The 24,384-nt window shown below is 68.8% G+C and carries 25 protein-coding genes, 1 pseudogene and 1 riboswitch; of the genes and pseudogenes, 15 read left to right on the top strand and 11 right to left on the bottom strand.

Annotation, left to right across the window (positions count from 1 at the left end):
- The first annotated feature begins 16 nt into the window (after positions 1–16).
- Positions 17–649 carry an NUDIX hydrolase gene (locus tag DQP57_RS03705; protein ID WP_112631695.1) on the top strand — a complete coding sequence of 211 codons (633 nt, stop codon included), beginning with the start codon at positions 17–19 and terminating at the stop codon, positions 647–649.
- On the opposite strand, the gene thiE is transcribed toward DQP57_RS03705, so the two are convergent.
- Positions 621–1,292: a thiamine phosphate synthase gene (thiE, locus tag DQP57_RS03700; RefSeq protein WP_112631694.1), complete on the bottom strand. Its 672-nt coding sequence runs from the start codon at positions 1,290–1,292 to the stop codon at positions 621–623. The genes DQP57_RS03705 and thiE overlap by 29 nt on opposite strands.
- 176 nt (positions 1,293–1,468) lie before the next feature.
- Between thiE and thiO the strand changes: the two genes are divergently transcribed.
- The 4 genes from thiO to DQP57_RS03680 are packed head-to-tail and all read left to right on the top strand — an operon-like array spanning position 1,469 to position 4,209.
- Positions 1,469–2,491 carry a glycine oxidase ThiO gene (gene thiO / locus DQP57_RS03695; protein ID WP_112631738.1) on the top strand — a complete coding sequence of 341 codons (1,023 nt, stop codon included), beginning with the start codon at positions 1,469–1,471 and terminating at the stop codon, positions 2,489–2,491.
- Positions 2,488–2,685, top strand: a complete 198-nt coding sequence (gene thiS / locus DQP57_RS03690; protein ID WP_112631693.1) for a sulfur carrier protein ThiS — start codon at positions 2,488–2,490, stop codon at positions 2,683–2,685. Before thiO ends, thiS begins: the two co-directional genes overlap by 4 nt.
- 55 nt (positions 2,686–2,740) lie before the next feature.
- Positions 2,741–3,445 carry a thiazole synthase gene (locus DQP57_RS03685; protein WP_430917870.1) on the top strand — a complete coding sequence of 235 codons (705 nt, stop codon included), beginning with the start codon at positions 2,741–2,743 and terminating at the stop codon, positions 3,443–3,445.
- Positions 3,442–4,209 (top strand): SGNH/GDSL hydrolase family protein, encoded by a 768-nt coding sequence (locus tag DQP57_RS03680; protein ID WP_112631691.1) that lies wholly within the window; start codon positions 3,442–3,444, stop codon positions 4,207–4,209. Before DQP57_RS03685 ends, DQP57_RS03680 begins: the two co-directional genes overlap by 4 nt.
- Positions 4,210–4,211: 2 nt before the next feature.
- Here DQP57_RS03680 and DQP57_RS03675 read toward each other — a convergent pair whose 3' ends face one another.
- Positions 4,212–4,733, bottom strand: a complete 522-nt coding sequence (locus DQP57_RS03675; protein WP_112631690.1) for a serine/threonine protein kinase — start codon at positions 4,731–4,733, stop codon at positions 4,212–4,214.
- 457 nt (positions 4,734–5,190) lie between these two features.
- On the opposite strand from DQP57_RS03675, the gene DQP57_RS03670 reads away from it, so the two are divergent.
- The 6 genes from DQP57_RS03670 to DQP57_RS03645 all read left to right on the top strand — a co-directional run bounded on the left by DQP57_RS03670 (position 5,191) and on the right by DQP57_RS03645 (position 11,189).
- Complete coding sequence (locus DQP57_RS03670; RefSeq protein ID WP_112631689.1) at positions 5,191–5,526, top strand: CD225/dispanin family protein; 336 nt, start codon at positions 5,191–5,193, stop codon at positions 5,524–5,526.
- 18 nt (positions 5,527–5,544) lie between these two features.
- Positions 5,545–5,970, top strand: a complete 426-nt coding sequence (locus DQP57_RS03665) for a DUF2752 domain-containing protein (protein ID WP_112631688.1) — start codon at positions 5,545–5,547, stop codon at positions 5,968–5,970.
- Positions 5,971–6,023: 53 nt separating this feature from the next.
- The gene (locus DQP57_RS03660; RefSeq protein WP_112631687.1) at positions 6,024–7,514 is read left to right on the top strand and encodes a M28 family metallopeptidase; all 1,491 of its coding nucleotides are present in this window, start codon (positions 6,024–6,026) and stop codon (positions 7,512–7,514) included.
- Entirely contained in the window at positions 7,511–8,983 is a 1,473-nt protein-coding gene (locus DQP57_RS03655; RefSeq protein ID WP_112631686.1) for a M28 family peptidase, read from the top strand. Before DQP57_RS03660 ends, DQP57_RS03655 begins: the two co-directional genes overlap by 4 nt.
- Before the next feature lie 122 nt (positions 8,984–9,105).
- Positions 9,106–9,486, top strand: a complete 381-nt coding sequence (locus DQP57_RS03650; protein WP_112631685.1) for a DUF732 domain-containing protein — start codon at positions 9,106–9,108, stop codon at positions 9,484–9,486.
- Positions 9,487–9,740: 254 nt separating this feature from the next.
- Positions 9,741–11,189: a neutral zinc metallopeptidase gene (locus DQP57_RS03645; protein WP_112631684.1), complete on the top strand. Its 1,449-nt coding sequence runs from the start codon at positions 9,741–9,743 to the stop codon at positions 11,187–11,189.
- 16 nt (positions 11,190–11,205) lie between these two features.
- Here DQP57_RS03645 and DQP57_RS03640 read toward each other — a convergent pair whose 3' ends face one another.
- The 6 genes and pseudogenes from DQP57_RS03640 to thiC form a co-directional block, all read right to left on the bottom strand.
- Complete coding sequence (locus DQP57_RS03640; RefSeq protein WP_112631683.1) at positions 11,206–12,075, bottom strand: LLM class F420-dependent oxidoreductase; 870 nt, start codon at positions 12,073–12,075, stop codon at positions 11,206–11,208.
- 24 nt (positions 12,076–12,099) lie between these two features.
- A pseudogene (locus DQP57_RS03635) lies at positions 12,100–12,231 on the bottom strand (MarR family transcriptional regulator); the annotation flags it as partial.
- A 323-nt stretch (positions 12,232–12,554) separates the two neighbouring features.
- Complete coding sequence (locus tag DQP57_RS03630) at positions 12,555–13,805, bottom strand: HNH endonuclease signature motif containing protein (RefSeq protein ID WP_112631682.1); 1,251 nt, start codon at positions 13,803–13,805, stop codon at positions 12,555–12,557.
- Positions 13,806–13,871: 66 nt separating this feature from the next.
- Entirely contained in the window at positions 13,872–14,495 is a 624-nt protein-coding gene (locus DQP57_RS03625) for an alpha/beta hydrolase family protein (RefSeq protein ID WP_112631681.1), read from the bottom strand.
- Positions 14,496–14,499: 4 nt separating this feature from the next.
- Positions 14,500–15,327, bottom strand: a complete 828-nt coding sequence (gene thiD, locus DQP57_RS03620) for a bifunctional hydroxymethylpyrimidine kinase/phosphomethylpyrimidine kinase (RefSeq protein WP_112631680.1) — start codon at positions 15,325–15,327, stop codon at positions 14,500–14,502.
- A 49-nt stretch (positions 15,328–15,376) separates the two neighbouring features.
- Positions 15,377–17,056, bottom strand: coding sequence for a phosphomethylpyrimidine synthase ThiC (gene thiC, locus DQP57_RS03615; protein WP_112631679.1), 1,680 nt, complete (start codon positions 17,054–17,056; stop codon positions 15,377–15,379).
- Positions 17,048–17,158, bottom strand: a riboswitch (TPP riboswitch). Its footprint overlaps the gene before it by 9 nt.
- Before the next feature lie 174 nt (positions 17,159–17,332).
- On the opposite strand from thiC, the gene DQP57_RS03610 reads away from it, so the two are divergent.
- The 3 genes from DQP57_RS03610 to DQP57_RS03600 all read left to right on the top strand — a co-directional run bounded on the left by DQP57_RS03610 (position 17,333) and on the right by DQP57_RS03600 (position 22,344).
- Positions 17,333–17,974 carry a PAS and ANTAR domain-containing protein gene (locus tag DQP57_RS03610; RefSeq protein ID WP_240631670.1) on the top strand — a complete coding sequence of 214 codons (642 nt, stop codon included), beginning with the start codon at positions 17,333–17,335 and terminating at the stop codon, positions 17,972–17,974.
- Between the two features lie 135 nt (positions 17,975–18,109).
- Positions 18,110–18,466: an STAS domain-containing protein gene (locus DQP57_RS03605; RefSeq protein ID WP_112631677.1), complete on the top strand. Its 357-nt coding sequence runs from the start codon at positions 18,110–18,112 to the stop codon at positions 18,464–18,466.
- Entirely contained in the window at positions 18,463–22,344 is a 3,882-nt protein-coding gene (locus DQP57_RS03600) for a SpoIIE family protein phosphatase (RefSeq protein WP_112631676.1), read from the top strand. Before DQP57_RS03605 ends, DQP57_RS03600 begins: the two co-directional genes overlap by 4 nt.
- Here DQP57_RS03600 and DQP57_RS03595 read toward each other — a convergent pair.
- Complete coding sequence (locus tag DQP57_RS03595; RefSeq protein WP_112631737.1) at positions 22,341–22,616, bottom strand: hypothetical protein; 276 nt, start codon at positions 22,614–22,616, stop codon at positions 22,341–22,343. The genes DQP57_RS03600 and DQP57_RS03595 overlap by 4 nt on opposite strands.
- A 72-nt stretch (positions 22,617–22,688) precedes the next feature.
- On the opposite strand from DQP57_RS03595, the gene DQP57_RS03590 reads away from it, so the two are divergent.
- Positions 22,689–22,955 carry an Rv1535 domain-containing protein gene (locus DQP57_RS03590; protein WP_112631675.1) on the top strand — a complete coding sequence of 89 codons (267 nt, stop codon included), beginning with the start codon at positions 22,689–22,691 and terminating at the stop codon, positions 22,953–22,955.
- 12 nt (positions 22,956–22,967) lie between these two features.
- Here DQP57_RS03590 and DQP57_RS03585 read toward each other — a convergent pair whose 3' ends face one another.
- Together DQP57_RS03585 and DQP57_RS03580 are read right to left on the bottom strand one after the other, a co-directional pair.
- Complete coding sequence (locus tag DQP57_RS03585; protein ID WP_205869021.1) at positions 22,968–23,441, bottom strand: hypothetical protein; 474 nt, start codon at positions 23,439–23,441, stop codon at positions 22,968–22,970.
- A 131-nt stretch (positions 23,442–23,572) separates the two neighbouring features.
- The gene (locus DQP57_RS03580) at positions 23,573–24,379 is read right to left on the bottom strand and encodes an exodeoxyribonuclease III (RefSeq protein WP_205869025.1); all 807 of its coding nucleotides are present in this window, start codon (positions 24,377–24,379) and stop codon (positions 23,573–23,575) included.
- Positions 24,380–24,384: the final 5 nt, after the last annotated feature.

The following is a 24,384-nucleotide window of genomic DNA, read 5'->3' as shown; positions in this document are numbered from 1 at the left end:
TGCATATCCTGAATCGGTGCAGGGCGACGGTGACGGTTGGGTGATCTCCGACAGCGGCGCCCATTACTGGGGCCGCTACGGCGCGGCGGGTTTGCTGCTGCGGGCCCCGCAGTCCGACGGTACCCCGGCCGTGTTGCTGCAGCATCGCGCCGTGTGGAGTCATCAGGGCGGAACCTGGGGGCTGCCGGGTGGCGCCCGGGACAGCCACGAAACACCGGAGGAGACCGCGGTCCGCGAGGCCAACGAGGAGGCCGGGCTGCTCGGCGAGCGGCTGACGGTGCGCGCGACCGTGGTCACGGCCGAGGTCGCCGGCATCGCCGGCACGCAGTGGAGCTACACCACCGTGATCGCCGACGCCGATGAATTGCTGCACACCGTGCCCAATGGGGAGAGCGCCGAGATCCGTTGGGTCGCCGAAAACGAGGTGGCCGACCTGCCGCTGCATCCGGGCTTCGCGGCCAGCTGGCAGCGGCTGCGTACCGCGCCGGCGGTGTTGCCGCTGGGTGAGGGCGACGAACGACGGCGATACCTGCCGCGCACGATCGAGATCGAGGCCGGCGTCTTCGTGTGGTGCATGCCCGGTGACGCCGGCCACGAGCCTTCGCAGCTGACCCGCCGGATCAGCTCGCTGCTGCCAGCGCCGAACTGAGCCGCGCGGCCGCGGCCCGCGGGTCGGGGGCCGCGGTGATCGCCCGCACCACCACGATGCGCCGGGCGCCGGCCTCGAGCACCTCGGGCAGCCGGCGCTCGTCGATGCCGCCGATGGCGAACCACGGCTTGTCGGTTCCCAGCGCGGCGGCCGCCCGCACCAGCGGCAGGCCGGGCGCCTCGCGGTCCGGTTTGGTGGGCGTGGGCCAGCACGGGCCGACGCAGAAGTAATCCGCTTCGCCGCTCGCCCCCGCGGCGGCCTGGTCGGCGCTGTGGGTGGACGCCCCGAGCAGCACGCCCGGCCCGACGATGTCGCGCGCGATCGCCAGCGGCAGGTCGCCCTGGCCGAGGTGCAGCACGTCGGCGCCGGCCGCGCGGGCGATGTCGGCGCGGTCGTTGACCGCGAACAGGGCGCCGTGCCGGCGCGCCGCGTCGGCCAGGATCTGGCACGCCGCCAACTCCTGGCGCGCCTCCAGCGGACCGAACCGCTGCTCACCGGCCGACCCCTTGTCGCGGAGCTGGATGACGTCCACGCCACCGGCCAGGGCGGCGTCGGCGAACTCGGCCAAATCGCCGCGCTCACGGCGCGCGTCGGTGCACAAATAGAGTCGCGCCGCGGCCAGCCGGGTAAGAGGTTGATGCACACCGAGACGCTAGCGCGCTAGCGTGGAGCCGAAGAGAACTACCAGACACGGGAGTCCCGGGTGGTCGAGGCGACTGCGGGGCTGAGAGTGGGCACAGCCGGAGCGTTCCGGACCTGCCCTTACCGTCACACCTGATCCGGATCATGCCGGCGAAGGGAGGCTCGAAAATGACCGGGATGCCCGCGGGACCCCCATCGGGGTCCCTGGCCGTCATCGGCGGCGGCGTCATCGGGCTCGCGGTGGCGCGCCGCGCCGCACAGGCCGGCTGGTCGGTGCGCGTGCATCGCAGCGACCACCAGGGCGCATCCTGGGTGGCCGGCGGCATGCTGGCGCCGCACAGCGAAGGCTGGCCGGGCGAAGAGCGGTTGTTGCGGCTGGGCCTGGAATCGCTGCGGCTGTGGCGCGAGGGCGGGTTCCTCGAGGGGCTGCCGGGCGGGGTGGTCACCGCCCGCGAGTCGCTGGTGGTGGCCGTCGACCGCGCCGACGTCGCCGACCTGCGTACCGTCGCGGAGTGGTTGTCCGGCCAAGGCCACCCGGTGGTCTGGGAGTCGGCGGCCCGCGACGTCGAACCCCTCCTGGCGCAGGGCATCCGGCACGGCTTCCGGGCGCCCACCGAACTGGCCGTCGACAACCGGGCGGTGCTGGACGCGCTGGCCGCGGAGTGTGAGCGCCTCGGGGTGCGGTGGGCGCCGCCGGTGCACGACCTGTCGCGCGTCGAGGCCGACGCGGTGGTGATCGCCAACGGCATCGACGCCCCCGCGTTGTGGCCCGGCCTGCCGGTGCGCCCGGTGAAGGGTGAGGTGCTGCGGCTGCGGTGGCGAAGGGGTTGTATGCCGTTGCCGCGGAGGGTCATTCGCGCCCGCGTGCACGGCCGGCAGGTGTACCTGGTGCCCCGCGCGGACGGGGTGGTCGTCGGCGCCACCCAGTACGAGCACGGGCGTGACACCGCGCCGGTGGTCTCGGGGGTGCGCGACCTGCTCGACGACGCCTGCGCGGTGCTGCCGGCCCTCGGCGAATACGAGTTGGCCGAGTGCGCCGCGGGGCTGCGCCCGATGACCCCCGACAATCTGCCGTTGGTGCACCGGCTGGATGCGCGCACGCTGGTCGCCGCCGGCCACGGCCGGTCGGGATTCCTGTTGGCGCCCTGGACGGCAGAACAGATCGTTTCCGAACTGGCCCCGGTGGGAGCGCACCAATGATCGTCGTGGTCAACGAGCAGAAGGTCGACGTCGAGGCGCGCATCACGGTCGCGGCGTTACTGGACTCCCTGGGCTTCCCGGACCGCGGCGTGGCCGTGGCCATGGACGACGCGGTTCTCCCGCGATCACGTTGGACCACCGAGCTTTTCGACGGTGCCCGGCTCGAGGTCGTGACGGCGGTGCAAGGTGGCTAAATCCGAATTGCCCAAACTGACCATCGCTGACCGCAGCTTCGCGTCGCGGCTCATCATGGGGACCGGGGGAGCGAGCAACCTCGCGGTGCTCGAAGAGGCGCTGGTGGCCTCGGGCACGGAACTGACCACCGTCGCGATACGCCGCGTCGACGCCGAGGGCGGCACCGGATTACTCGATCTGCTCAACCGGCTGGGCATCACCCCGCTGCCCAACACGGCGGGCTGCCGCGGCGCGGCCGAGGCGGTGCTCACCGCGCAGTTGGCGCGCGAGGCGCTGAACACCAACTGGATCAAGCTCGAGGTGATCGCCGACGAACGCACCCTGCTGCCCGACGCGGTCGAATTGGTGCGAGCCGCAGAGCAATTGGTCGACGACGGGTTCGTGGTGCTGCCCTACACCAACGACGATCCGGTGCTGGCGCGCCGGCTCGAGGACGCCGGCTGCGCCGCCGTCATGCCGCTGGGTTCGCCGATCGGCACCGGCCTGGGCATCACCAACCCGCACAACATCGAGATGATCGTCGCCGGGGCCGGCGTTCCGGTGGTGCTCGACGCCGGCATCGGAACCGCCAGCGATGCCGCGCTGGCGATGGAATTGGGTTGCGACGCGGTGCTATTGGCCACGGCGGTGACCCGGGCCGCCGACCCGGCGGCGATGGCCGCCGCGATGGCCGCCGCCGTCACCGCGGGATATCTGGCCCGGCGCGCCGGGCGGATCCCCAAGCGATTCTGGGCGCAGGCTTCGAGCCCGCAACGATGAATCGTTATGTCGCGCTGGGTAGTTCGATGGCCGCAGGCCCGGGCATCCGTCCGCGCGCGGCGGGGGCTCCGCGATGGTCGGGCCGATCGGCGCGCAACTACGCGCACCTGATCGCGCAGCGTTACCGCTACGACCTGGTCGACGTCACCTTCTCCGGGGCGACCACCGCCAACGTGCTCGCCGAGAGCCAGCGCGGGGCGCCACCCCAGATCGCGGCGCTGGACGGCACCGAGAATCTGGTCACCGTCACCATCGGCGGCAATGATGTCGGCTACATCCCGCTGTTGATGGCCGCGTCGCTGCCGCGGGCGCTGCGGCACCTGCCGGTGCTGGGGGAGCGCATCGCCGAACTGATGGACCGCCAGGCCCGAGATCGGGCGCTGGACGCGGTGTTTGAATCGCTGTGCGCGGTCGGCCGGGAAGTGCGCCGACGGTCCGCGAGGGCACGGATCTTCTTCGTCGACTACCTGACGATGCTGCCGCCGCCGGGCGTGCCGGCCGCGCCCCTGTCGCCCACCGATGCCGACCTGGGTCGACACGTGGCCGCGACGCTGGAAACGATGACGGCCGATGCCGCCGCGGCGACCGGTTGCGAACTCATTCGCGCCGCCGCGGCCAGCCGCGAACACCACGCGTGGTCGGCACAGCCCTGGACGACGCTGCCGTCGCGCCTCGGTGTGTCACTGCCGGGTCGCCCCGCCCCGCTACACCCGAACGCCCAGGGGATGCGCGCGGTGGCGGATCTGCTGGCGGCCGCGCTGTAACGTCAGCCGTTGGTGCGCCACCACTGGTAGAGCGCGTTGACATCGGAATTGGACGAAGTCAGGTGTCCCAGCACGTTTTTGGCGTCGGTGGTCCAGGTCAGCGTCGCGTAGTTCTTGTACGTTCCGCAGGCGATCTGGCCGCCGGTCTGGCCGTTCTGCTTCCAGGTTCCCGGTGACTGACCGGCGTCCCCACACGCGGCCAGGGAGACGTCTTTGATGGTGGAACTGAACGCCGAGCCCAGGTTCGTGCTGTTGGAGAAGAGCGCGTAGACACCCGATCCGGGTCCGCTGGAGTCGGGGCTTTGCCCGCACACCAGTTCGGCCAGTTCGCCGGCCTCGGTGAGCTCTTGGGACTTGCAGTTGTTCAGGCCGTAGCCCTTCGACAGCGAGGCGGCCAGCGTGTTCATGTCCGCCGCGTTACCGGTGTTGGGCTCGGCGTTAGCGGTGGCACAACCCGCGAAAGCCAAACTGCCCGTGAAGGCTGCGGCCGACACGACGCGCAGCGCGGTGTTGAGATGTGACATTTTCCTGACTCCCTGCGGTTGATGGAAATAAAGAGGGGCGAACGTTTGCCCGCTAAGGCCAAACCGGCGGTGAATGCCGCCGCCACCGCTGTCCTCAGCACGTTGCTGAAATCGGACATGAATGGCTCCTTAACGGCGTCTTCTAAACACGGATAGTAGGGCTATGTCGTGGTAAAGCAATACATTCCGCAGGCAATTGTCTGTGTGGGCATCCTTCCCCGGCCGAACCCGCGCCGGACCAGGCAAATGATAGTGCCGTGCGGGCCGTCGCGTGGGGTATCGAATTATGTTGAGGTGCGGGGTTTATCGAGCCCGCCGCCGAATGCTGTCGTGTTGCCGACGGGTCGCGACTGGCCCGGCCTAAACCAGATTTTTGCATTGCTAGTGCCGATCAGAGCCCGCTCGGGTATGGTTAGCACCGCTTTACGCCAGCTAACTTCTCTTGACTGGAGAATCCATGACACAACCCCCTCCTCCGCCGCCGCCTCCCCCCGGTTATCCGCCGCAGCAGCCGGCAGCCGCGCAGCCGAATAACTATCTGGTGTGGTCGATTCTGGCGACCCTGTTCTGCTGTCTGCCCTTCGGAATCGTGGCGATCGTCAAGTCGAGCCAGGTCAATGGGTTGTGGGCGCAGGGCCGGTACGCGGAGGCGCAGGCGTCCGCCGACAGCGCCAAGAAATGGGTGATCTGGTCGGTGGCCATCGGCATCGTCGTGGGCATCATCTACGGCATCCTGATGGCGGTGGGCGCGCTCAACACGGACACCAACGCGGCACTCGCCGCGATGTTCTAAAGCCTCTAGAGTTCAATCATGGTGACCCGCTGGGGGGCGGCGCACGCGAGCATGGGCGCACCACTGGTGGTGGCCGCATCCACGACGCTGATGTGCGCCGCCATCTGGGCGGGTGACCCGACCACCCCGCACGGCCCGCTGCCGGTATGCCCCACCAAGGCGTTGTTGGGGATCGACTGTCCCGGCTGCGGCAGCTTGCGCATGGTGTATTCGCTCCTGCACGGCAATCTGTTGGCGGCCGCCAGGTTCAACGCCTTGGGCCTGGCGGCTGTCGTGCTGTTGACGTGGGCCTACTTTTCCTGGACCTACGGGCGCCTGGTGGGTCGGCGCATCCGCAGCTGGCAGCACCGACGATGGGCCGCCGCACTGACGCTGTCACTGGTGCTGGCGTGGTTCGTGGTGCGCAATATCCCCTTTGCGCCCTTCAGCGCACTGTATGTCTGATACCGCCGTGTCCTGATCCGGGCCGGTTGCGCCGCGGTCTAACCTGGGGCGCGATGGTGAACAAATCCACGACGATTCCGGCGATGGTGGCCGTGATCGCCCTGACCGCGTTCTCGACCGGCTGCGCGCATCGGTCGTCCGGCTCGCAGCAAACGCATCCCGCCGCCGCCGAATTCGCCGCGGGTCTGCGTGACAAGGTCACCGCCGACGCGATGATGGCCCACCTGTCCAAGTTGCAAGACATCGCCAACGCCAACAACGGCACCCGGGCGGTGGGTACACCCGGGTACGAGGCCAGCGTCGACTACGTGGTGAACGTGCTGCGCGGCAGCGGATTTGACGTGCAAACCCCCGAATTCTCGGCACGCGTGTTCCACGCCGAGAAGCCGGTGCTCACCGTCGGCGGCAAGTCGGTCGAGGCGCACGCGCTGGACTTCAGCCTAGGCACCGGGCCGGACGGGGTGAGCGGGCCGCTTGTCAGCGCACCGCCGAACAACCTGGGTTGCGCGGCCTCCGATTACGCCAGCCTGCCGCTGCGGGGCGCCGTGGTGCTGGTGGATCGCGGCACCTGCCCGTTCGCCCAGAAAGAGGACGCCGCGGCGCAGGGCGGTGCCGTGGCGATGATCATCGCCGACAATGTCGACGAACAACAGATGGGCGGCACGCTCGGTCCGGCCACCGAGGTGAAGATTCCGGTGCTGAGCGTGACCAAGTCGGTGGGGGTTCAGCTGCGCGGCCAGCCCGGCCCCACCACGATCAAGCTCACTGCGAGCGCCCAAAGCTTCCGGGCCCGCAACGTGATTGCGCAGACCAAGACCGGCTCGGCGACCGGCGTGGTGATGGCCGGGGCGCACTTGGACAGCGTGCCCGATGGCCCGGGCATCAACGACAACGGATCGGGTGTGGCCGCGGTCCTGGAAACCGCTGTGCGGCTGGGTAATTCGCCGCCCGTGCACAATGCGCTGCGTTTCGGCTTCTGGGGTGCCGAGGAGCTCGGACTGATCGGTTCGCGCAATTACGTCGAATCGCTGGACCTGACAGCGCTGAAAAACCTTGCGCTGTATCTCAATTTCGACATGCTCGCGTCGCCTAACCCCGGCTATTTCACCTACGACGGTGACCAATCGCTGCCCGCGGACGCGCGCGGCCAGCCGGTGGTGCCCGAAGGTTCGGCCGGTATCGAACGCACGCTGGTCGCCTACTTGAAGTCGGCCGGAAAGACCGCGCAGGACACCGCGTTCGACGGTAGGTCGGACTACGACGGGTTCACGCTGGCGGGCATCCCGTCCGGCGGCCTGTTCTCGGGGGCCGAAGGGAAGATGTCCGCCGACCAGGCCAAGCTGTGGGGCGGCACCGCCGATCAACCGTTCGACCCGAACTACCACCAAAAGACCGACACCCTGGACCACATCGACCGCACCGCACTGGGAATCAACGGTGGCGGTGTGGCCTACGCGATCGGGCTGTACGCGCAGGACCTCGGCGGGCACAACGGTGTCCCCGCCATGGCGGATCGCGTCCGGCACGTGCTCGTCAAATCATGATGTCCCGGCTGGCCGCGACACTGCTGCTGATCGCCGGGCTGGTGGCCGGGTGTTCGCAGACCCGGCCGGGGCCGCCGACGGCCACTCCGGACCTGGCGCACGGCCTGGCCACGCGGGTGAACGTCGAGGGCCTGCTGACCCACCTGCGAGCCCTGCAGAACATCGCCAACGCCAACGGCGGCAACCGTGCAGACGGCACACCCGGCTTCAACGCCAGTGTGGACTACGTGGCTAAAGCACTGCGCGACAAGGGTTTTGACGTCCAGACGCCGCAGTTCGACCGGCTCTACACCGTGTCGTTGGGCAAGCCGGCGTTGACGGTCGCGGGCCGCGCCTTTCCCGTCGACCAGGCCTCGCTATTGGTCCAGACGCCGCCCGGCGGACTGACCGGCCAGCCGATCCGGCCGGCCCAGCCCTCGGGCTGCGCGGCCAACGATTACCCGGCGACCCTGCCCAAGGGGTCGATCGCCGTCGTCGACGACGCGCACTGTTCGGTGGTCGACAAACAGAACAGCGCGGTGGCCAAGGGCGCGAGCGCACTGATCGTGCTCAGCGCGCCCACCGGGCGGGGCGCGCCGCCCACGCTGTTCACCCCCGGCTATTTCAAGCAGCTGACCGTGCCCGTCGCCGTGCTGGGTTCCTACGGCGCCGCCGCGCTGAGCGGCTCGACCGCACCGGTACGCCTGGTGCTCGATGCGCAGAACGTCAAGATCACTTCGCGAAACGTCGTGGCGCAGACCAAGACCGGGTCGGCCCACGATGTCGTCGTGGTCGGCGCGCACCTGGACGGCTCCCGCGCCGGGCCCGGCATCAACGACGACGGCTCCGCGGTGGCCGCCGTGCTGGAGACGGCGTTGCAGCTGGGCCCGCTCGCGCCGGTCAACAACGCGGTGCGGTTCGTGTTCTGGGGTGCCGAGGAGGACGGCCGCAACGGCGTCATGGATTACGTGTTCGGCATGGACCGCGACCAGCTCAACGACATCGCGCTGTACCTGAACTTCACCATGCTGGGTTCACCGAATGCCGGATTCTTCACCGACGACGGTGATCAGTCCGGGCCGCCCGCGCCCGGTATCTCCGCCGCCGACGTGCCCGAGGGATCGGCCGGCATCGAACGCACCCTGGCCGGATATCTGAACCTCGCCGGCAAGCGTCCCGCCGACATGCCGTTGGACACCCGGGCCGACTATCACCCGTTCATGGTGGCCGGCGTGCCGGTCGGGGGCATGACGACCGGTGCCTCGCAGCCGAAGAGCCCCGTGCAGGCCAGGTTGTGGGGCGGGCAGACCGGCGTGGCGTTCGATCCCGATTTCCAGACACCTCGCGACGCCGTCGACAACATCAATCGGGAAGCGTTGGCGGTCATGGGTTCTGGCGTCGCTTTCGTGGTCGGCAGTTACGCGGAATCCATCGGGGGCGTCAACGGGGTGCCGCCGCACAACAAGCGGCATCGCACCCGGGTGCCGTAACGGCGCGGCGTGTCGAACCCGGCTGCTACAACCGGATGGACGTGCGGGAGACGCCGCGCAACGTCAAGCCGAATTCGCAACAGGACAACACCGGCTTTCTGTAGAAGGATGAAGCGGTGCGAATGCGTCTCGTGCTGGCGAGCTTCGCCGCGGTGATCGGTGCGGCCACGCCGGCCCAAGCCGAGCCGGGTGACAACCCGGATGCGAACTTCTTGGCGGCGCTCGATCAGGCCGGCGTCCCTTACCGCAACGGCACGGTCGCCATTCAGGTCGGCAAGAGGGCGTGTGAACTGATGGACCAGGGTCACTCCCAGGCCGACGTCATCCAAAGCGTGTCGTCGGAAAATGCCGGATACACCGTGGCGGACGCGACCCGCTTCACGACCAGCGCCGTCAGTGCCTATTGCCCACAACACCTGGGCGAGCCGACCACCGAGCCGCCGCCCCCGATCGCCTGGTGGAATATTCCGTGGATTCCCTTCCCGCCGCCGGGGGCGGCGTAGGTGATGGACATACGTCCGCACCATGCGAGGTCGGCATCGGCGCGCCAATCGCACTGGCACTGTGGCTCGCAATCCCTAGTTGGCTGAGGGGTTCGTGTGAACCCTTTCCCCTGCGCGGTGTGCCGCACCGCCGCTCGGGTACCTGCGTGGCCCGCGTTTGCTGGGTCGCTCGATTCTTGCTGCCGGGTGTGGTCGATGCCTCTAGGATGAGTTTCCTTGATGCTGCGCCGTAGCCGGTCGGGATGAGGTTGGTCATGAATAGCCATGCGTTCAGGTCGGCACTCGTGTGGGCGGTGACGGCGCTGGTGGTGGCCGGCTGCACGACGTTCGTCGACGGACGCGCGCTGTCGATGCTCAACGACCCGTTTCTGGTCGGCGGCCTGCCCGCGACCAACGGACCCAGCGGAATCCGTTCGAACGCACCCAGTCCCACCGGCAAGGTGCTCAACACCGACAACGGCCCCATCGACACCCTGGCGCTGCTGTCGGTCAACGACATCGAGGACTACTGGCAGTCGGTGTACGACCAATCGCTGCAGGGCAAGTTCGTTCCGGTCAGCAAGATGGTGTCCTACAACTCCACCGATCCGAGCAGCCCGATCGTGTGCCACAACGACACCTACAAGCTCGTGAACGCCTTCTACACCGGCAAGTGCAACCTGATCGCCTGGGACCGCGGCGTGTTCATGCCCATGGCGCAGAAGTACTTCGGTGACATGTCCGTCACCGGCGTGCTCGCACACGAATTCGGTCATGCGCTGCAACAGATGGCGAAGCTGGTGACCAGACGGGACGCGACCATCGTCCGCGAGCAGCAGGCCGACTGCTTCGCGGGTGTCTATCTGTACTGGGTCGCCGACGGCAAGTCGCCGCGGTTCACGCTGAGCACCGCCGACGGGCTCGACCACGTGCTGGCCGGGATCATCACCACGCGGGATCCCGTCATGGACAGCGAGACCGAAAACGACGACGCCCACGGGTCGGCCCTGGATCGGATCAGCGCCTTCCAAATGGGATTTCTCAACGGCGCCTCGGCCTGCGCGGCGATCAACCGCAAGGAAATCGAAAAGCGCCGCGGCGACCTGCCGAACGCCCTGCGGGTCGACTCCACCACCGGCGCACCCGAAACCGGCGAGGTGCCCATCAATCAGGACACCATGTCGAACCTCATGGAGCTGCTGGGAAAGATCTTCGCGCCGACCAGCCCGCCGGCGCTGTCCTACCAACCGGCAGCGTGCCCGGACGCCAAGGCCACCCCGCCCGCGTCCTACTGCCCGGGCACCAACACCATTGTGATCGACCTGCCCGGGCTCGCCGCCATGGGCACGGTCGCCGACGAGAAACAACAGACCCTGCCGCAGGGTGACGACACCGCGCTGTCGGTCGTGATGTCGAGATACGCGCTCGCCGTGCAGCATGAACGCGGCCTGCCGATGCAGAGCCCCTGGACCGCGCTGCGCACCGCATGCCTGACCGGTGTGGTGCATCGCAAGATGGCCGAACCGATCGACCTGGCCTCGCACAACCAATTACTGCTGACCGCAGGCGATCTCGACGAGGCGGTCGCCGGCCTGCTCACCAACCATCTGGTCGCCAGCGACGCGGACGGCACCAGCGTCCCGGCCGGGTTCACGCGGATCGCTGCATTCCGCGGCGGAGTGACCGGCAACGCGGACGCCTGTTACTCGCGCTATCCGGGATAACCGAGCACCAACCGGGTCAGCCTATTTCGGCGAGCCGGGGAATCACCTCGTCGCCCAGGCGCCGAACGAAGCCGACCGGATCCGGATTGCCGGGGAACGGGCCGGCGTTGACCAGCTTGACGCCGAGTGCGGCGTAGCCCTCGACGGTCCTGAAATAGCCGTCGAGGTCCTCGAAAGGATCGACGAAATAGCCGACCGTCTTGCGGATCTCGCCGGGATCGCGGCCGACCGCGTCGCAATGACGGTGCAGGACCTCGATCTTGTGCCTGATCGCGTCGACTTCGGTCACCGTGGAGTTCCAGATGTCGGCGTATTGCGCGACCAGACGCAGCGTCTTCTTCTCACCGTCCCCGCCGATCAGCACCGGGGGACGCCGAATCGGTTGTGGCGCACAGATTGTCTCGGCCAGCTGATAGTGCTTGCCTTCGTACGGGCCGTCGTTGTCGCTCCACATCTGCCGGCAGATCTGCAACGTCTCCTCGAGCATCTCGAAGCGCCGGCTGACCGGCGGATAGGGGAAGCCCAGCGCGGCGTGCTCCCGGTCGTACCAGGCCGCGCCGAGTCCCAACATCGCCCGGCCCTGCGACAAGACGTCAAGCGTCGTGACCGCCTTGGCCAGCAGCCCCGGATATCGGTAGGTGACGCCGGTGACCAACAGGCTCAGGTCGATTCGCGACGTCTGCCCCGCCAGAAATCCCAGTGACGTGTACCCCTCGAGGAACGGATCCTCCGCCCGTCCCATGGCTTCCATCTGGAAGAAGTGGTCGGCCAGGGTGAACAGCGTGGCGCCGCCCTGTTCGGCCGCCCTGGCCGACTCGGCCAGCGCCGGGCCCAGCTTGGCCGGGTCTCCGGGTAGGAAGTCTATGAAATGCAATCCCAATTCCATTGCCGATGCCGTCCTTTCGCGTCCTCATTGCTCGGTCAAGCGCTCGAGTAGCGACAACGCGTCGACGATGACGCGCCGCTCGCGCTCGGTGTAGCGCTCCTGGATGGCGCGGGCCAGCCACTCCTCGCGGGCGCGCCGGTCATGCTCGGCACGCTTTCCGCAGACGCCGGCGAAACTCCCCGGCGCCGAACGCCATTCGGTTTCAGCCGACGGCGTAGCCGGCTGAACCACCCGGACACCGCCTGCTGCACTCCACCGCGGAGTCGCTGACACCATCCACGCCACCACCCTAGGATAGAGACCGGAGCGGTTGCGGCCGACGTGGATCACGGCGCACGGGTAATCGTCGATTGCGATTGCGATTGCGATTGCGATTGCGATTGCGATTGCGATTGCGATTGCGCGTGACGTGGCGGTCGGCCGGATGGGGTGAACGAATGTCGTTTCGCCCCAATGTTTACGACGCTCCGATAGCCGGGCTAATTGGTTGTCGGTGGTGGTTGGGGTTGGAAGGGTGTGTACCACCACCAGTCGGCGCGCTCGCCGATGGGTCCGGGGCACGGCGACACCGCGGGTGGGGGTGTGGTGGGTGGGCGCGCCAGCGATCCCGGGCTCAGTGACCGGCCGGCGTCGTCGGTGACCACGAGGGCGTCTGCGGGTCCGGTGATCTCCAGGCCCCCACGGTGGTGCAGCCGGTGATGATAGGGGCACAGCAGCACCAGGTTGGCCAACTCGGTGGGGCCGCCGTCTTCCCAGTGCCGCAGGTGGTGGGCGTGCAGACCACGGGTGGCCCCACAGCCGGGGACCACGCAGGCGCGGTCGCGATGCTCGAGCGCGCGGCGCAGCCGCCGGCTGATCAGCCGGGTCGCCCGGCCCGCCCCGATGGGCTCTCCGGACCGTTCGAACCACACCTCGGCCGTGGCATCACAGGTCAGGTAGCGGCGTTCGGCATCGGTGAGCAGCGGACCCAAATGCAGTGCCGCGGCGGGTTGCTCGACATCGACATGTACGACCACGGTGGTGTGTTGCCCGTGCGGGCGCCGGGCCGCCTCGGTATCCCAGCCGGCCTCGACCAGACGCATAAACGCCTCGTCAAGCCTCGGCATTGGTGGCGCCTGATCGCTGGTGTGGTCAGCGTGATCGGCCTTCCATTCGGCGATCAGCGCGTCGCGATGAGAGGCCAAGGCAGCGTCGAACTTCGCCGCATCGAGGTGCGGAAGCCTGATTCGGTAGCACGCCCCTTGGTCGTCGGTGGTCCGGGTGATCGAACGCTCGGCCTCGGGTCGGGATTCGGGGTCGGGTTGGGGTCGTGGTTCGAGCCTGACCGCGGTGCGCAGCTGGTTGACCGTGGCCACCGCGGCCAGCTGCGCGTAGTGGGCATCGGATCCGTCAGCGGCGCGCGCGGCGATGACGCCGACCTGATCGGCCGATAGTCGGCCCTCTCGCATGCCTTGGGCGCAGCGGGGAAACTCCTGCAGCCGGCGCGCGATGGTGGCGATCGTGTGCGCGGTTCCCGAGGACGAACCGAGCTTCCATGCCACCAACGCCGGCACCGACCGCGCCCCGGTGAGGCCGCAGAGCTCGTCGCGCTCGATCTCGGCGACGATCTCCACGATGCGCCCATCAATCGCGTTGCGCTGACCGCTCAACTCCGCCAGTTCGTCGAAGAGCACCGCGAGACGTTCCTTCGGGGACACGTCGACGCTGGCTGCGTTCGCGGTCGGGGACATGACGCCATCATCGCAGCCACCACCGACAAGTTCGGCCCGCGGCGATCCCCGCTCAGGTCAAGCCATCTATTTCCGGCCGAGCAGCTGTAGCGCCGCATCGACGGCCAGCGCCGGCACGTTCAATGTCTTGGACCGCAGATCGTGGCGGGCACTGGCGATCTCGACGACGGCCGTCGTCCCGCTGACCAGCGCCGCCGCGGCGCGCAATTCGTCGGGCGTGCCGAACGGATCCGACGTCCCATGCGTGAACACCGTCGGTACCGTGATGTCGGGCAGGTGCTCGGTGCGGGCCCGTTCGGGTTTGCCCGGGGGATGGACCGGATAGGAGAACAGCGTCAGCACGTCCACCGCTGCTTCCCCGGCCGCGACGACCATGGACGTCTGCCGGCCGCCGTAGGAATGTCCACCGGCGATCAGCGGCCCGTCGGCCAGGCCGCGGCACACCGCGATGGCCTCGACGATTCCGGCCCGGTCGGTGGCGGCGGAACCCGACGGCGGCCCGCTGGGCCGGCGGCGCCGGTAGGGCAGGTTGTAACGCACCGCCAGCCAGCCGCGTTGCGCCCACTCGTCGCAAACCTGTTGCAGCAGAACGGCATCCCGGTTGCCGCCGGCGCCGTGGGTCAGCACCACCACGCCCTCCGGCGTACCGTCCGGTTGGTGCGCTAGGCCGGCGATCCGATCGAAGTTCATGCGATCACGTGAGCCGGAACAGCGGGGAGACGGGTCCGTGGCCGTGACCCAGCGGGTATGCGGCGCGCAGACATTCGGTGACCCAGCGCTTGCCGAACCCGACGGCCTCCGGCACGGGCCAATCGTGCGCCAGCGCGCACGCGACGGCGCTGGCCAGTGTGTCCCCGCCGCCGTGGTCGTTGCCGGTGGCGACCCGCTCGGCGTCGAACTCGTAAAAATCGGCGCCGTCATAGAGCAGGTCGCAGCTGCGATCCGATGACCGCAGATGACCGCCCTTCACCAGCACCCACTGCGGGCCCAGCGCACGCAGCGCCTTGGCCGCCGCCCGCTGCGACTCGGCGTCGGTCACGTCGATGTCGACCAGCAGCCGCACCTCGTCCAAGTTCGGCGTCACCAGCGTCGCCAACGGAAACAGTTGGTTGCGAAGCGAATCCAGGGCCGCCGGCGCCATCAGCGCGTCGCCGTGCATGGACGCGGCCACGGGGTCGACGACGAGCGGAACCGACAAACCCAGCGCGCGCCAGGTGGTGGCCACGGTGTCGATGATGCGCGGCGATGCCAGCATCCCGGTCTTGGCGGACTGGATGCCGATGTCGCCGACGACGGCCTCGATCTGCCCGGCGACGACATCACCGGGCACCTCGTGAAAACTCTGCACGCCCAACGTGTTCTGCACGGTGACGGCGGTGACCGCGACGCACGCGTGCACGCCCAGCAGCGCCATGGTGCGCATGTCGGCTTCGATGCCCGCGCCGCCCCCGGAGTCCGACCCGGCGATGGTCAGCACCCGCCGCGGCGTCGTCCCGGGCGCGGGCAGCGGCAGGAAACTCACAGGGCGAGATGGCAGCGACCCGCTGCGCCCGGCTGCGCCGCGCTTGCGATCATTGCTGGGCCAGCGGTAGATACACCCGGTTGCCGTGCTCGGCGAACTCGCGAGACTTCTCCGCCATGCCCTCGGACATGGCCGCCTCGATCGCCTCCTCGCTGTCGAGCCCGTGTTTGGCGGCGTAGTCGCGAACGTCCTGGGTGATGCGCATCGAGCAGAACTTCGGTCCGCACATGGAGCAGAAGTGAGCGGTCTTCGCCGGTTCGGCCGGCAGCGTCTCGTCGTGGTACTCGCGCGCGGTGTCCGGATCCAGCGACAGCGCGAACTGGTCGTTCCACCGGAACTCGAACCGTGCCGTCGACAACGCGTTGTCACGCTCCTGCGCGTGCGGGTGCCCCTTGGCCAGATCGCCTGCGTGCGCGGCGATCTTGTAGGCGATCACCCCGTCCTTGACGTCCTTGCGGTCCGGCAGCCCCAGGTGTTCCTTGGGGGTGACGTAGCACAGCATCGCGGTGCCGGCCTGGGCGATGATGGCCGCGCCGATCGCCGAGGTGATGTGGTCGTAGGCCGGTGCGATGTCGGTCGCCAGCGGCCCCAGCGTGTAGAACGGGGCCTCCTCGCACCACTCCTCCTCGAGCCGCACGTTCTCGACGATCTTGTGCATCGGGACATGGCCCGGGCCCTCGATCATCACCTGCACGCCATGCGATTTCGCGATCTTCGTCAGTTCGCCCAGGGTGCGCAGCTCGGCGAACTGAGCGGCGTCGTTGGCGTCGGCGATCGACCCCGGCCGCAACCCGTCGCCCAGGGAGAACGTGACGTCGTAGCGGGCGAAGATCTCGCAGAGCTCGTCAAAGTTGGTGTACAGGAACGACTCCCGGTGATGCGCCAGGCACCACGCCGCCATGATGGAACCGCCGCGCGACACGATGCCGGTGACCCGCTTGGCGGTCAGCGGCACATAGCGCAGCAGCACGCCGGCGTGCACCGTCATGTAGTCCACGCCCTGCTCGCACTGCTCGATCACGGTGTCGCGGTAGAGCTCCCAAGTCAGTTCGGTCGGGTCGCCCTTGGTCTTTTCCAGCGCCTGATAGATCGGCACGGTGCCGACCGGCACCGGCGAGTTGCGCAGGATCCACTCGCGGGTCTCGTGGATGTTCTTGCCGGTGGACAGGTCCATGATGGTGTCGGCGCCCCACCGGGTGGCCCACACCATCTTGTCGACCTCCTCGGCGATCGACGACGTGACTGCCGAGTTGCCGATGTTCGCGTTCACCTTGGTCGCGAACGCCTTGCCGATGATCATCGGCTCGATCTCGGGGTGGTTGTGGTTGGCCGGGATAACCGCACGGCCCCGGGCGACCTCGTCGCGCACCAGCTCGGCGGGCATCCCCTCGCGGGCCGCGATGAACGCCATCTCCGCGGTGATCTCCCCGGCGCGGGCGCGCTGCAGCTGGGTGCCGCGGTCGCGGACCACGCCGGGCCGCGCCGGCAGTCCGGCCGTCAGATCGATCGTCGCCTCCGGATCGGTGTAGGGCCCCGAGGTGTCGTACAGATCGAAGTCGTCGCCGGTGGACAGGTGCACCCGACGCAGCGGCACCCGCAACGTGAGCCCGCCCGGTCCCTCGACCTCGCGGTAGGCCTTGCTGCTGCCCCAGATGGGTCCGGTCGTGACGGCCGGTTCGACGCTGGGCGAGGCGGCGCCCGACGCGGTTCCGGAAAGGACGTCAGTCATTTTTCATCTCCCTACGCCGGCATTACCCGGTCAGGTTCGTACGGTCGACGGCCCCGAGCCGTCCTCTCAGCGCACTGGGCGTGCGCTCCCGCGTCGTATGGATGGGTCCGCACGCGACGTTACCCCCACGGCCGACCGCACGGCAGGGTGCGACGGCCTTTTCACCCGGGGCGGTAGCCGAGGGCGCTCCCCTAGTGGAAAAATGCAAACGTGCAACAGCGCAGGCGAGCAGGGGAATCGTCATCCAACGGGGACGGCGCCCGAGTTTCCGACCCGATCAAACAGGCCCCCGGATACCTGAACATCGGCGCGTTCCGCTTCTGGTTCGTCGGCCAGCGCTGGGAATGGTCCGACGAGGTGGCCAGGATGCACGGCTACGAACCGGGCGAGGTCGAGCCGACGACCGAACTGCTGCTGTCGCACAAGCATCCCGACGATCGCGCGCATGTGCAGGAGTTGCTCGACTACGCCCTGCAATCCGAAGAGTCGTTCTCGAGCCGACACCGGTTCATCGACACCGCCGGCGCGGTGCACGACGCGATCGTCGTCGCCGACCGCATGCTGGACGAGTCGGGCGCCGTGCAGGGCACCGCGGGTTACTACATCGACCTCACCAACACCTTCGACGAGGCCCGCCAGGAGGTGCTCGACACGGCACTGCCCGACCTGTTCGAGAGCCGCGCGGCCATCGAACAGGCCAAGGGCGTGTTGATGTACGTCTACCGGGTCAGCGCCGCGCAGGCGTTCCGGGTGTTGCAGTGGCGCTCGCAGGAGACCAATGTGAAGCTGCGGGCGCTGGCCAAGCAGCTGCTGACCGACGTGGCCGCCCTGCCGGTGCCGGCGGCCGCTCTGCAGAGTCAGTTCGATCATTTGCTGCTGACCGCGCACGAGAGGATTCCGGCCGAGCCCGCCGGGTAACCTGAATCGGCAAACGGGCAGTTCGGGTACGGGTTACTCTCGGGTCATCTGCGATGCGCGACCGCGCATCTACGCCGCGTCGTCGGGCTTAGCGGCAGCAGATCCCAACGTTGGCTGCGGCGAAAGGCATGAAGTTTGTTGGCGGTCGAACACGAGGCTAACGACGACGCAGTGATCGTCAGCGTCAAAGGCGATGTCGACTCCAGTAACGTCGGTGAGCTTGCCGCTCACCTGACCACCGCGCTCGGGCTGGCCTCGACGCAGCCGGTGCGCGCGGTGGTGATCGACCTGCTGGCTGTCGAGTTCTTCGGTAGCGCGGCGCTGAACGTGGTGCTCGATTGTCATGAGGGCGCCAAAGCCGCCGGGACCGCGGTCCGGCTTGTCGCCGACCATGACCAAGTGCTTAGGCCTATCCAGGTCACCGAGTTGGACCGGGTCTTCGACATCTACCCGTCCCGGTCCGCGGCATTGCACCGAAGACGACCGCAATGAACTCGCGACTGCCGGCCGATCTGGCCGCTGCCGTTTCGTTGGGCGGTGAGATGGGCCGGCGGTTCGCCGAATACGACTGGGACACTCATCCGTTGGGGCCGCCGAGCGGCTGGTCCAGCGAGATGCGGGCGGCGGTCGCCACGACGCTGGCGTCGCGGTTCCCGCTGGTGCTGTGGCTGGGCACCGAGGACCTGTTCGTGGTGTACAACGAGGCCTACATCGAGATCCTGGGCGACAAGCACCCCCACTCGCTGGGGCAGCCCGGCCGCGAAGTGTGGTGGGACATCTGGGATTCGATCGCCCCGATGCTCGCCGGCGTGGTCGCGACCGGTGAGGCGACCTGGTCGCGAGACCTGATGCTGCCGATGGTGACCACCGGGCGGCGCGTCGAGCGCTACTTCACCTTCACCTACAGCCCCCTGATCGACGGCGACGGCAAGCCCTTCGGCATTTTCTGCCCCTCCTACGAAACCACCGAGCGGGTGCTGAGCGAGCGCCGCCTGCACCTGCTCAACACGGTCGCCTCCGCGATAGTCGAGAGCCGCAGCATCGACGACGCGGTCGGCGTCGCTGTCAGGATCTGTGCCGGCCAGCCCGCCGACCTGGCGTTCATCGCCGTGTACGCCGACGACGGCGCGACGGGAAGGGTCACGGTGCGCGGGGCGACGCCCGCCATTCTGCCGTTGCTGCCGGGCGAACTGGCCCAGCTGACCGCGTGGGATGCGGCGTCGCGGACCCGGGCCGAGGTGCAGCTGATCGACGACGTGGCTGCCGCGATCCCCGCCATCGAAGAGGCGCTGGGTGGCGACTGCCCGCAGGAAGCTCTTGTGGTGCCCCTCGGGGAGGCCTCTACGGCGGGGGCGCTGGTGGTCGCCGCCAACCCCCGGCGTCCCATGGACGCCCAATTCCAGGGTTTCTGCCAGCTGCTGGCCGACCAGTTGACGTCGACCTTCGCCTCGATCGTTTCCTACGAGCAAGAGCGGCACCGAGCCGACGTGCTGGCCGAACTGGATCGGGCCAAGACCGCATTCTTGACCAACGTCAGCCACGAGTTCCGCACCCCGTTGACCCTGCTGCTCGGACCGCTGGACGACGCGCTGTCGGACGCGAAGCCGGAAAGCGTTCTCGCGGAGCGGCTTACCACCGCGGGACGCAACGCGCGGCGGCTGCAGCGCCTGGTCGACTCGCTGCTCGACTTTTCGCGCATCGAGGCCGGCCGGGCCAACGCGAAGCTGGTGTGCACCGACGTCGGCGCGCTCACCGCGCAGATCGCGTCGTCGTTCACCGAGCTGTGTCACCGCGCCGGGCTGGAGTTGAAGCTGGACTGCGCGCCGGCTTTGGCCGATGTCGATCCGGCGATGTGGGAGACGATCGTCCTCAACCTGCTGTCCAACGCGGTGAAATACACGCTGCAGGGCACGATTTCGGTGCGGGTGCGCACCGAGGCCGCGCAGTGCGTGATCGCGGTGCGCGACACCGGCGTCGGCATCGGCGCCGAGGATCTGAAGCTGCTGTTCGAGCGCTTCTACCGAGCCGACAACGTTCGCGGCCGCAGCGTCGAGGGCACCGGGATCGGGTTGTCTCTGGTCCGCGGGCTGGTAGACCTGCACCGCGGCATGGTCGAGATCGATAGCGAAGTGGACCAGGGCACCACCGTGACGATCCGCGTGCCGCGATCGGCCTCCGGCGCGGTCGTCGACCCGTCGCCGGCGGGGCCGGACGAGACCAATCCGTATGTCGCCGAGGCTAGCCAGTGGGTAATGCCGGTCGCCGAACCCGTCGCCGCCACACCGACGATGACCCGCCAGGTGGTGCTGATCGCCGACGACAACGCCGACATGCGTGCCCACCTCGAGCGGGTGTTGTCGCCGCACTGGGAGACGGTGTCGGTCGCCGACGGCGAGTCGGCGCTGGCCGCGACCCGCAGCCTGCGTCCGGACGCGATCGTCACCGATGTGATGATGCCCGGGCTCGACGGCTTCGAATACGTCGCCGCCGTTCGCGCGGACCCGGACCTGGCGGCGACGCCGATCCTGATGCTGTCCGCGAGGGCCGGCGCGGAGGCCGTCAACGAGGGCTACGCCGGTGGCGCGGACGACTACCTGCCCAAGCCGTTCCGATCGCAGGAGCTGATCGACCGGCTGGCGTCGAGGCTGTCTGCGGTGGGCCGCGAGCGTGACCGGCAGCGTCGCGAGGCGCAGTCGCGGCTGGCCTCGGAGCTAGTGCACCTCGACTCGGCGCTGCAGGGCACCAGCTCGGTGGCCGGGATCATGGACGCACTGCTCGGCTCCTCCTTCGGTTCCGGTGACGCCGGTGCCGTTGCGATCGGCGTCCTCGACGGCGAGGACTACCTGCGGTTCGAATACGCCGGTGACCTACCCGCGGAGTTTCGGGACCGCTACCACGTCGTCGCGCTCGACGCGCCCTTGATCGGCGCCGACGTCGCGCGCACCGGCGAGTCGATGATCGTCGCCGACACGTTCGACCTGCCCCCGCGCTACGAGCACGCCGTGCAGGACAGCGCGGCGCGCATCCGCGCCTGCGTCAGCCATCCGCTGCGGGACGGGTCCGGTCGCATGCTAGGCGTGCTGGCGTTGCTGTGGCCGCAGCCGCGCCATTTCGAGGCCGCCGACCTCGACGCCTTCGCGCGGGTGACCGAGCTGACGTCGGCGGCCCTGGACCGAGTGCGGCTGATGGCCCGCGAACACGAGATCGCCATCGACTTCCAGGAGCACCTGCTCGACCTGGATCGCGGCTCCACCGCCGCGGTCGTCGCGGCCGTCTACCAGCCGGCGGGGGAGGCCATGCGGGTCGGCGGCGACTGGTATTCGGTCACCCCGCTGGAGCACCCCGGCAGGATCGCGATATCGGTCGGTGACGTGGTCGGCCACGGCCTGTCCGCGGCGATCGTGATGAGCAGGTTGCGCGCCGCGGTCGCCGCGTTGGCGCTCACCGCGGGCGAACCCGACGCGGTGCTGGGTTCGCTGGACCGATACGGCGCCAGCGTCGACGGCGCGCGCTGTGCGACGGTGGCCTACGCCCTGATCGACACGGACGGCCACGGCGGAGGCGCCACCGTCAGCTACAGCTGCGCCGGGCATCCCTATCCGCTGCTGGTGCTGCCCGACGGCCGCGCGATCTTCCTCGAGTCCGGCCGCCGCGCCCCGGTCACGGTGACGGCGACCGGCGCCCACCATGCGCCGGACCAGCCCCCGGGCCACACGGCGACGGCGGAGCTGCCGCCCGGCGGGCTGATCCTGCTCTATACCGACGGGCTGATCGAGCGGCCCGGCGAGACGCTCGACGACGGGTTCGCGCGTTTGCAGGCGGCGGCGGCGCAGTGCGCCGGACTGCCCGCGGAATCGATCTGCGCGGAACTGCTGTCCCGAATGGCCCCGCCGACGGGCTACCGTGACGACGTCGTCGTGCTCGCGCTGCGGCCGAGCCACCTCGCCCGGGCCAGTTTCGCCACCGTGCTGCCGGCCGCGCCGGCTCAGATTCCCGCCGCGCGCGAACGGTTGCGCGAATGGCTGAGCACCATCGTCGTCGCGCCGCATCGCGAGACCGACATCTTGTTGGCCACCGGCGAAGCGGTCACCAACGCGATCGAACACGGCAGCCGCAACAATGCCCGCCAAACGGTGTCCATCGAGGCCTTCCTGCATCAGGACACCGTGACGATCACCGTCAGCGACACGGGCCAGTGGAGCGGCGATTCGTCGGCCAGCCTGCGCAGCCGCCGCCGCGGACGCGGGCTCACGCTGATGAGCGGATTGGCCGACGGCGTCGAAACGCTGCGGACCGCGTCCGGCACCCGGGTCACCTTGCGGTTCGATCGCGCGGTCGCGGGAAGCGCCACGGCGACTCGGACCGGCTAGGCCTCCTCCATCGCCTCGCCGAGTTCCTCCAACAGCTTGTTGTGGTGGTTGCTGGCCAGGAAGTGTCCGGCGGCGATGACCAGCGCCACCGGCCAGTCGATGAGTTCGAGGGCCGCCAGGGCCGCCAGCCCGCCGAAGTAGGCCAACTGCTCTGGCCTGGGGATTTCCACCTGGCCGATCGCCGGCAGGTTCACCGCAAAGGTCTCACCCTCGCGGATCTTGTCCACCGCCTCGCGCTGGGTAGTGCCGCGCCGCGACTTCTTTTCCGCCATCATTTGCCTTTCGGTAACGAAGGGTTTCCCGTCTCGCTGGTTCGCGCGTCCACCGTCGGACTTATGTCGACGATGACCGACACCGGGGGCGATCCGTTAGTTTCATCGTTCGCTTCGGTGCTGAGGGTGCCGCTAGTCGAACTCTATGCGTTGTTGTGGCGCGTCGGGGTTGTCGAGATTCGGCACAGCGATCGGGCGCCTCGTCGCGGCGCGGTGTCGCCCTCCCGGGCGGTGCGGGGAGCGGTCTGCCCGGATCCGAGCGCCCATCAGCCGGATCGCGTGCTGCGCTGGACGTCGCAGCAGTTGGCCCCGGCGGTGATCAGCCGGGCGATCGGCTGATCGCGGGTTCGCCTAGTTGGTGCTGCGCAACCGCGTGGTGCCCGCCCGGCGTCCGGCCGTCTTCTTGGCCGTCGACTTGGCGGCCTTGGCGGGCGCGGCTTTCGCGGGCGCGGATCCCTGCGGCGTCGGTTTCTGCGGCGCCGAATCCACCGGCACCGATTTCAGATTCGCTTTGACCGCCCGCGGTTCGGGCTCCTGTTTGCGGCTCAACCTCTGCAACAGCAGCGCGCTGCCGCCGACCGCCAGCAGCAGCGGCCATTCGACCAATCCGGCGACGCCCAGCGCGCCGATGGCCAACGCGGCCGCGGGCGCCGAGTGGCTGCCGCTGTTCATGCCGCGCTTGACTCCCTCGGCGGCCCCGGTGACGCCGCCGATGACTCCGTTGACCGCTGCGCCGCCCACGGCACCGGCGGCCGCGGTCGTCGCGTTCGCCGCGCGGTTCACCGCCTGACTCACGCCTCGGACTGCTCCGCCGATGACACTCATGATGACTCCCTGCTCTTGCTACTGACTTTTAAAGCCTGCCACCAAGCCATCGCGCAGACAACGCGAAGCCGCATCAAAATTTGCCGGAGCTTGATGTCATGTTGCGCCCGGCCCGGGCGCGAGGGACCCGGTCAGTCGCGCCGCACATCGACGAGGACCGGCGCGTGATCGCTGGCCGCCTTGCCCTTGCGTTCGTCGCGGACGATCTGCGCGTCCGTCACGCGGCCGGCCAAAGCCGGTGAGCCGAGGATGAAATCGATGCGCATGCCCTGGCCCTTCGGGAACCGCAACCGGGTGTAGTCCCAGTACGTGTAGACCCCCGGGCCCGGCGTGAAAGGGCGCACCATATCGGTGAATTGCGCCTCGACGATGGCAGCGAACGCCCGGCGCTCCGGCTCGGAGACGTGCGTGGCGCCGGCGTAGAAGTCCATACTCCACACGTCGTCGTCCTGCGGGGCGATGTTCCAGTCGCCGGCCAGTGCGATCGCGGCGGTGGGATCGTCGCGGAGCCAGCCCGATGCCGAATCACGCAGTGCAGCAAGCCATTCGAGTTTGTAGACGTAGTGCGGGTCGCCCAGGGCGCGGCCGTTGGGAACGTAGAGGCTCCACATCCGCACGCCGCCGCACGTCGCCGCGAGGGCGCGGGCTTCCGCCGCCGCGGCGACTTCGGGCTTGCTGCTCCAGCTGGGTTGCCCGTCGAATCCGATCTGCACGTCGTCGAGACCGACGCGCGAGGCGATCGCCACGCCGTTCCATTGGTTGAAACCGACATGGGCGACCTCGTAGCCGAGTTCGAAGAACGGCAGGGTGGGGAACTGGCTGTCGGAGCATTTGGTCTCCTGCATCGCCAGCACGTCGACGTCGGCGCGGGACAACCAGTCGATGACGCGGGGCAGCCGGGAGCGAATCGAATTCACGTTCCAGGTGGCAAGCCGCAGCGGCC

Origin of the sequence: Mycobacterium colombiense (assembly GCF_003284935.1) — a bacterium.
GTDB classification, from domain to species: domain Bacteria; phylum Actinomycetota; class Actinomycetes; order Mycobacteriales; family Mycobacteriaceae; genus Mycobacterium; species Mycobacterium arosiense_A.
Note: the sequence above shows the minus strand (reverse complement) of the source record. Positions and strands in the feature narration are given on the sequence as shown.

Bases quoted from the DNA above. Each gene is read 5' to 3' on its own strand.
- thiO (WP_112631738.1), top strand. From the start codon at position 1,469: ATGCCCGCGGGACCCCCATCGGGGTCCCTGGCCGTCATCGGCGGCGGC.
- DQP57_RS03685 (WP_430917870.1), top strand. From the start codon at position 2,741: ATGGGGACCGGGGGAGCGAGCAACCTCGCGGTGCTCGAAGAGGCGCTG.
- DQP57_RS03640 (WP_112631683.1), bottom strand. From the start codon at position 12,075: ATGGAATTGGGATTGCATTTCATAGACTTCCTACCCGGAGACCCGGCC.
- DQP57_RS03660 (WP_112631687.1), top strand. From the start codon at position 6,024: ATGGTGAACAAATCCACGACGATTCCGGCGATGGTGGCCGTGATCGCC.
- thiS (WP_112631693.1), top strand. From the start codon at position 2,488: ATGATCGTCGTGGTCAACGAGCAGAAGGTCGACGTCGAGGCGCGCATC.
- DQP57_RS03665 (WP_112631688.1), top strand. From the start codon at position 5,545: ATGGTGACCCGCTGGGGGGCGGCGCACGCGAGCATGGGCGCACCACTG.
- thiC (WP_112631679.1), bottom strand. From the start codon at position 17,056: ATGACTGACGTCCTTTCCGGAACCGCGTCGGGCGCCGCCTCGCCCAGC.
- DQP57_RS03600 (WP_112631676.1), top strand. From the start codon at position 18,463: ATGAACTCGCGACTGCCGGCCGATCTGGCCGCTGCCGTTTCGTTGGGC.
- DQP57_RS03595 (WP_112631737.1), bottom strand. From the start codon at position 22,616: ATGGCGGAAAAGAAGTCGCGGCGCGGCACTACCCAGCGCGAGGCGGTG.
- DQP57_RS03625 (WP_112631681.1), bottom strand. From the start codon at position 14,495: ATGAACTTCGATCGGATCGCCGGCCTAGCGCACCAACCGGACGGTACG.
- DQP57_RS03630 (WP_112631682.1), bottom strand. From the start codon at position 13,805: ATGTCCCCGACCGCGAACGCAGCCAGCGTCGACGTGTCCCCGAAGGAA.
- DQP57_RS03590 (WP_112631675.1), top strand. From the start codon at position 22,689: ATGACCGACACCGGGGGCGATCCGTTAGTTTCATCGTTCGCTTCGGTG.
- DQP57_RS03655 (WP_112631686.1), top strand. From the start codon at position 7,511: ATGATGTCCCGGCTGGCCGCGACACTGCTGCTGATCGCCGGGCTGGTG.
- DQP57_RS03680 (WP_112631691.1), top strand. From the start codon at position 3,442: ATGAATCGTTATGTCGCGCTGGGTAGTTCGATGGCCGCAGGCCCGGGC.
- DQP57_RS03650 (WP_112631685.1), top strand. From the start codon at position 9,106: ATGCGTCTCGTGCTGGCGAGCTTCGCCGCGGTGATCGGTGCGGCCACG.
- DQP57_RS03645 (WP_112631684.1), top strand. From the start codon at position 9,741: ATGAATAGCCATGCGTTCAGGTCGGCACTCGTGTGGGCGGTGACGGCG.
- DQP57_RS03585 (WP_205869021.1), bottom strand. From the start codon at position 23,441: ATGAGTGTCATCGGCGGAGCAGTCCGAGGCGTGAGTCAGGCGGTGAAC.
- DQP57_RS03675 (WP_112631690.1), bottom strand. From the start codon at position 4,733: ATGTCACATCTCAACACCGCGCTGCGCGTCGTGTCGGCCGCAGCCTTC.
- DQP57_RS03670 (WP_112631689.1), top strand. From the start codon at position 5,191: ATGACACAACCCCCTCCTCCGCCGCCGCCTCCCCCCGGTTATCCGCCG.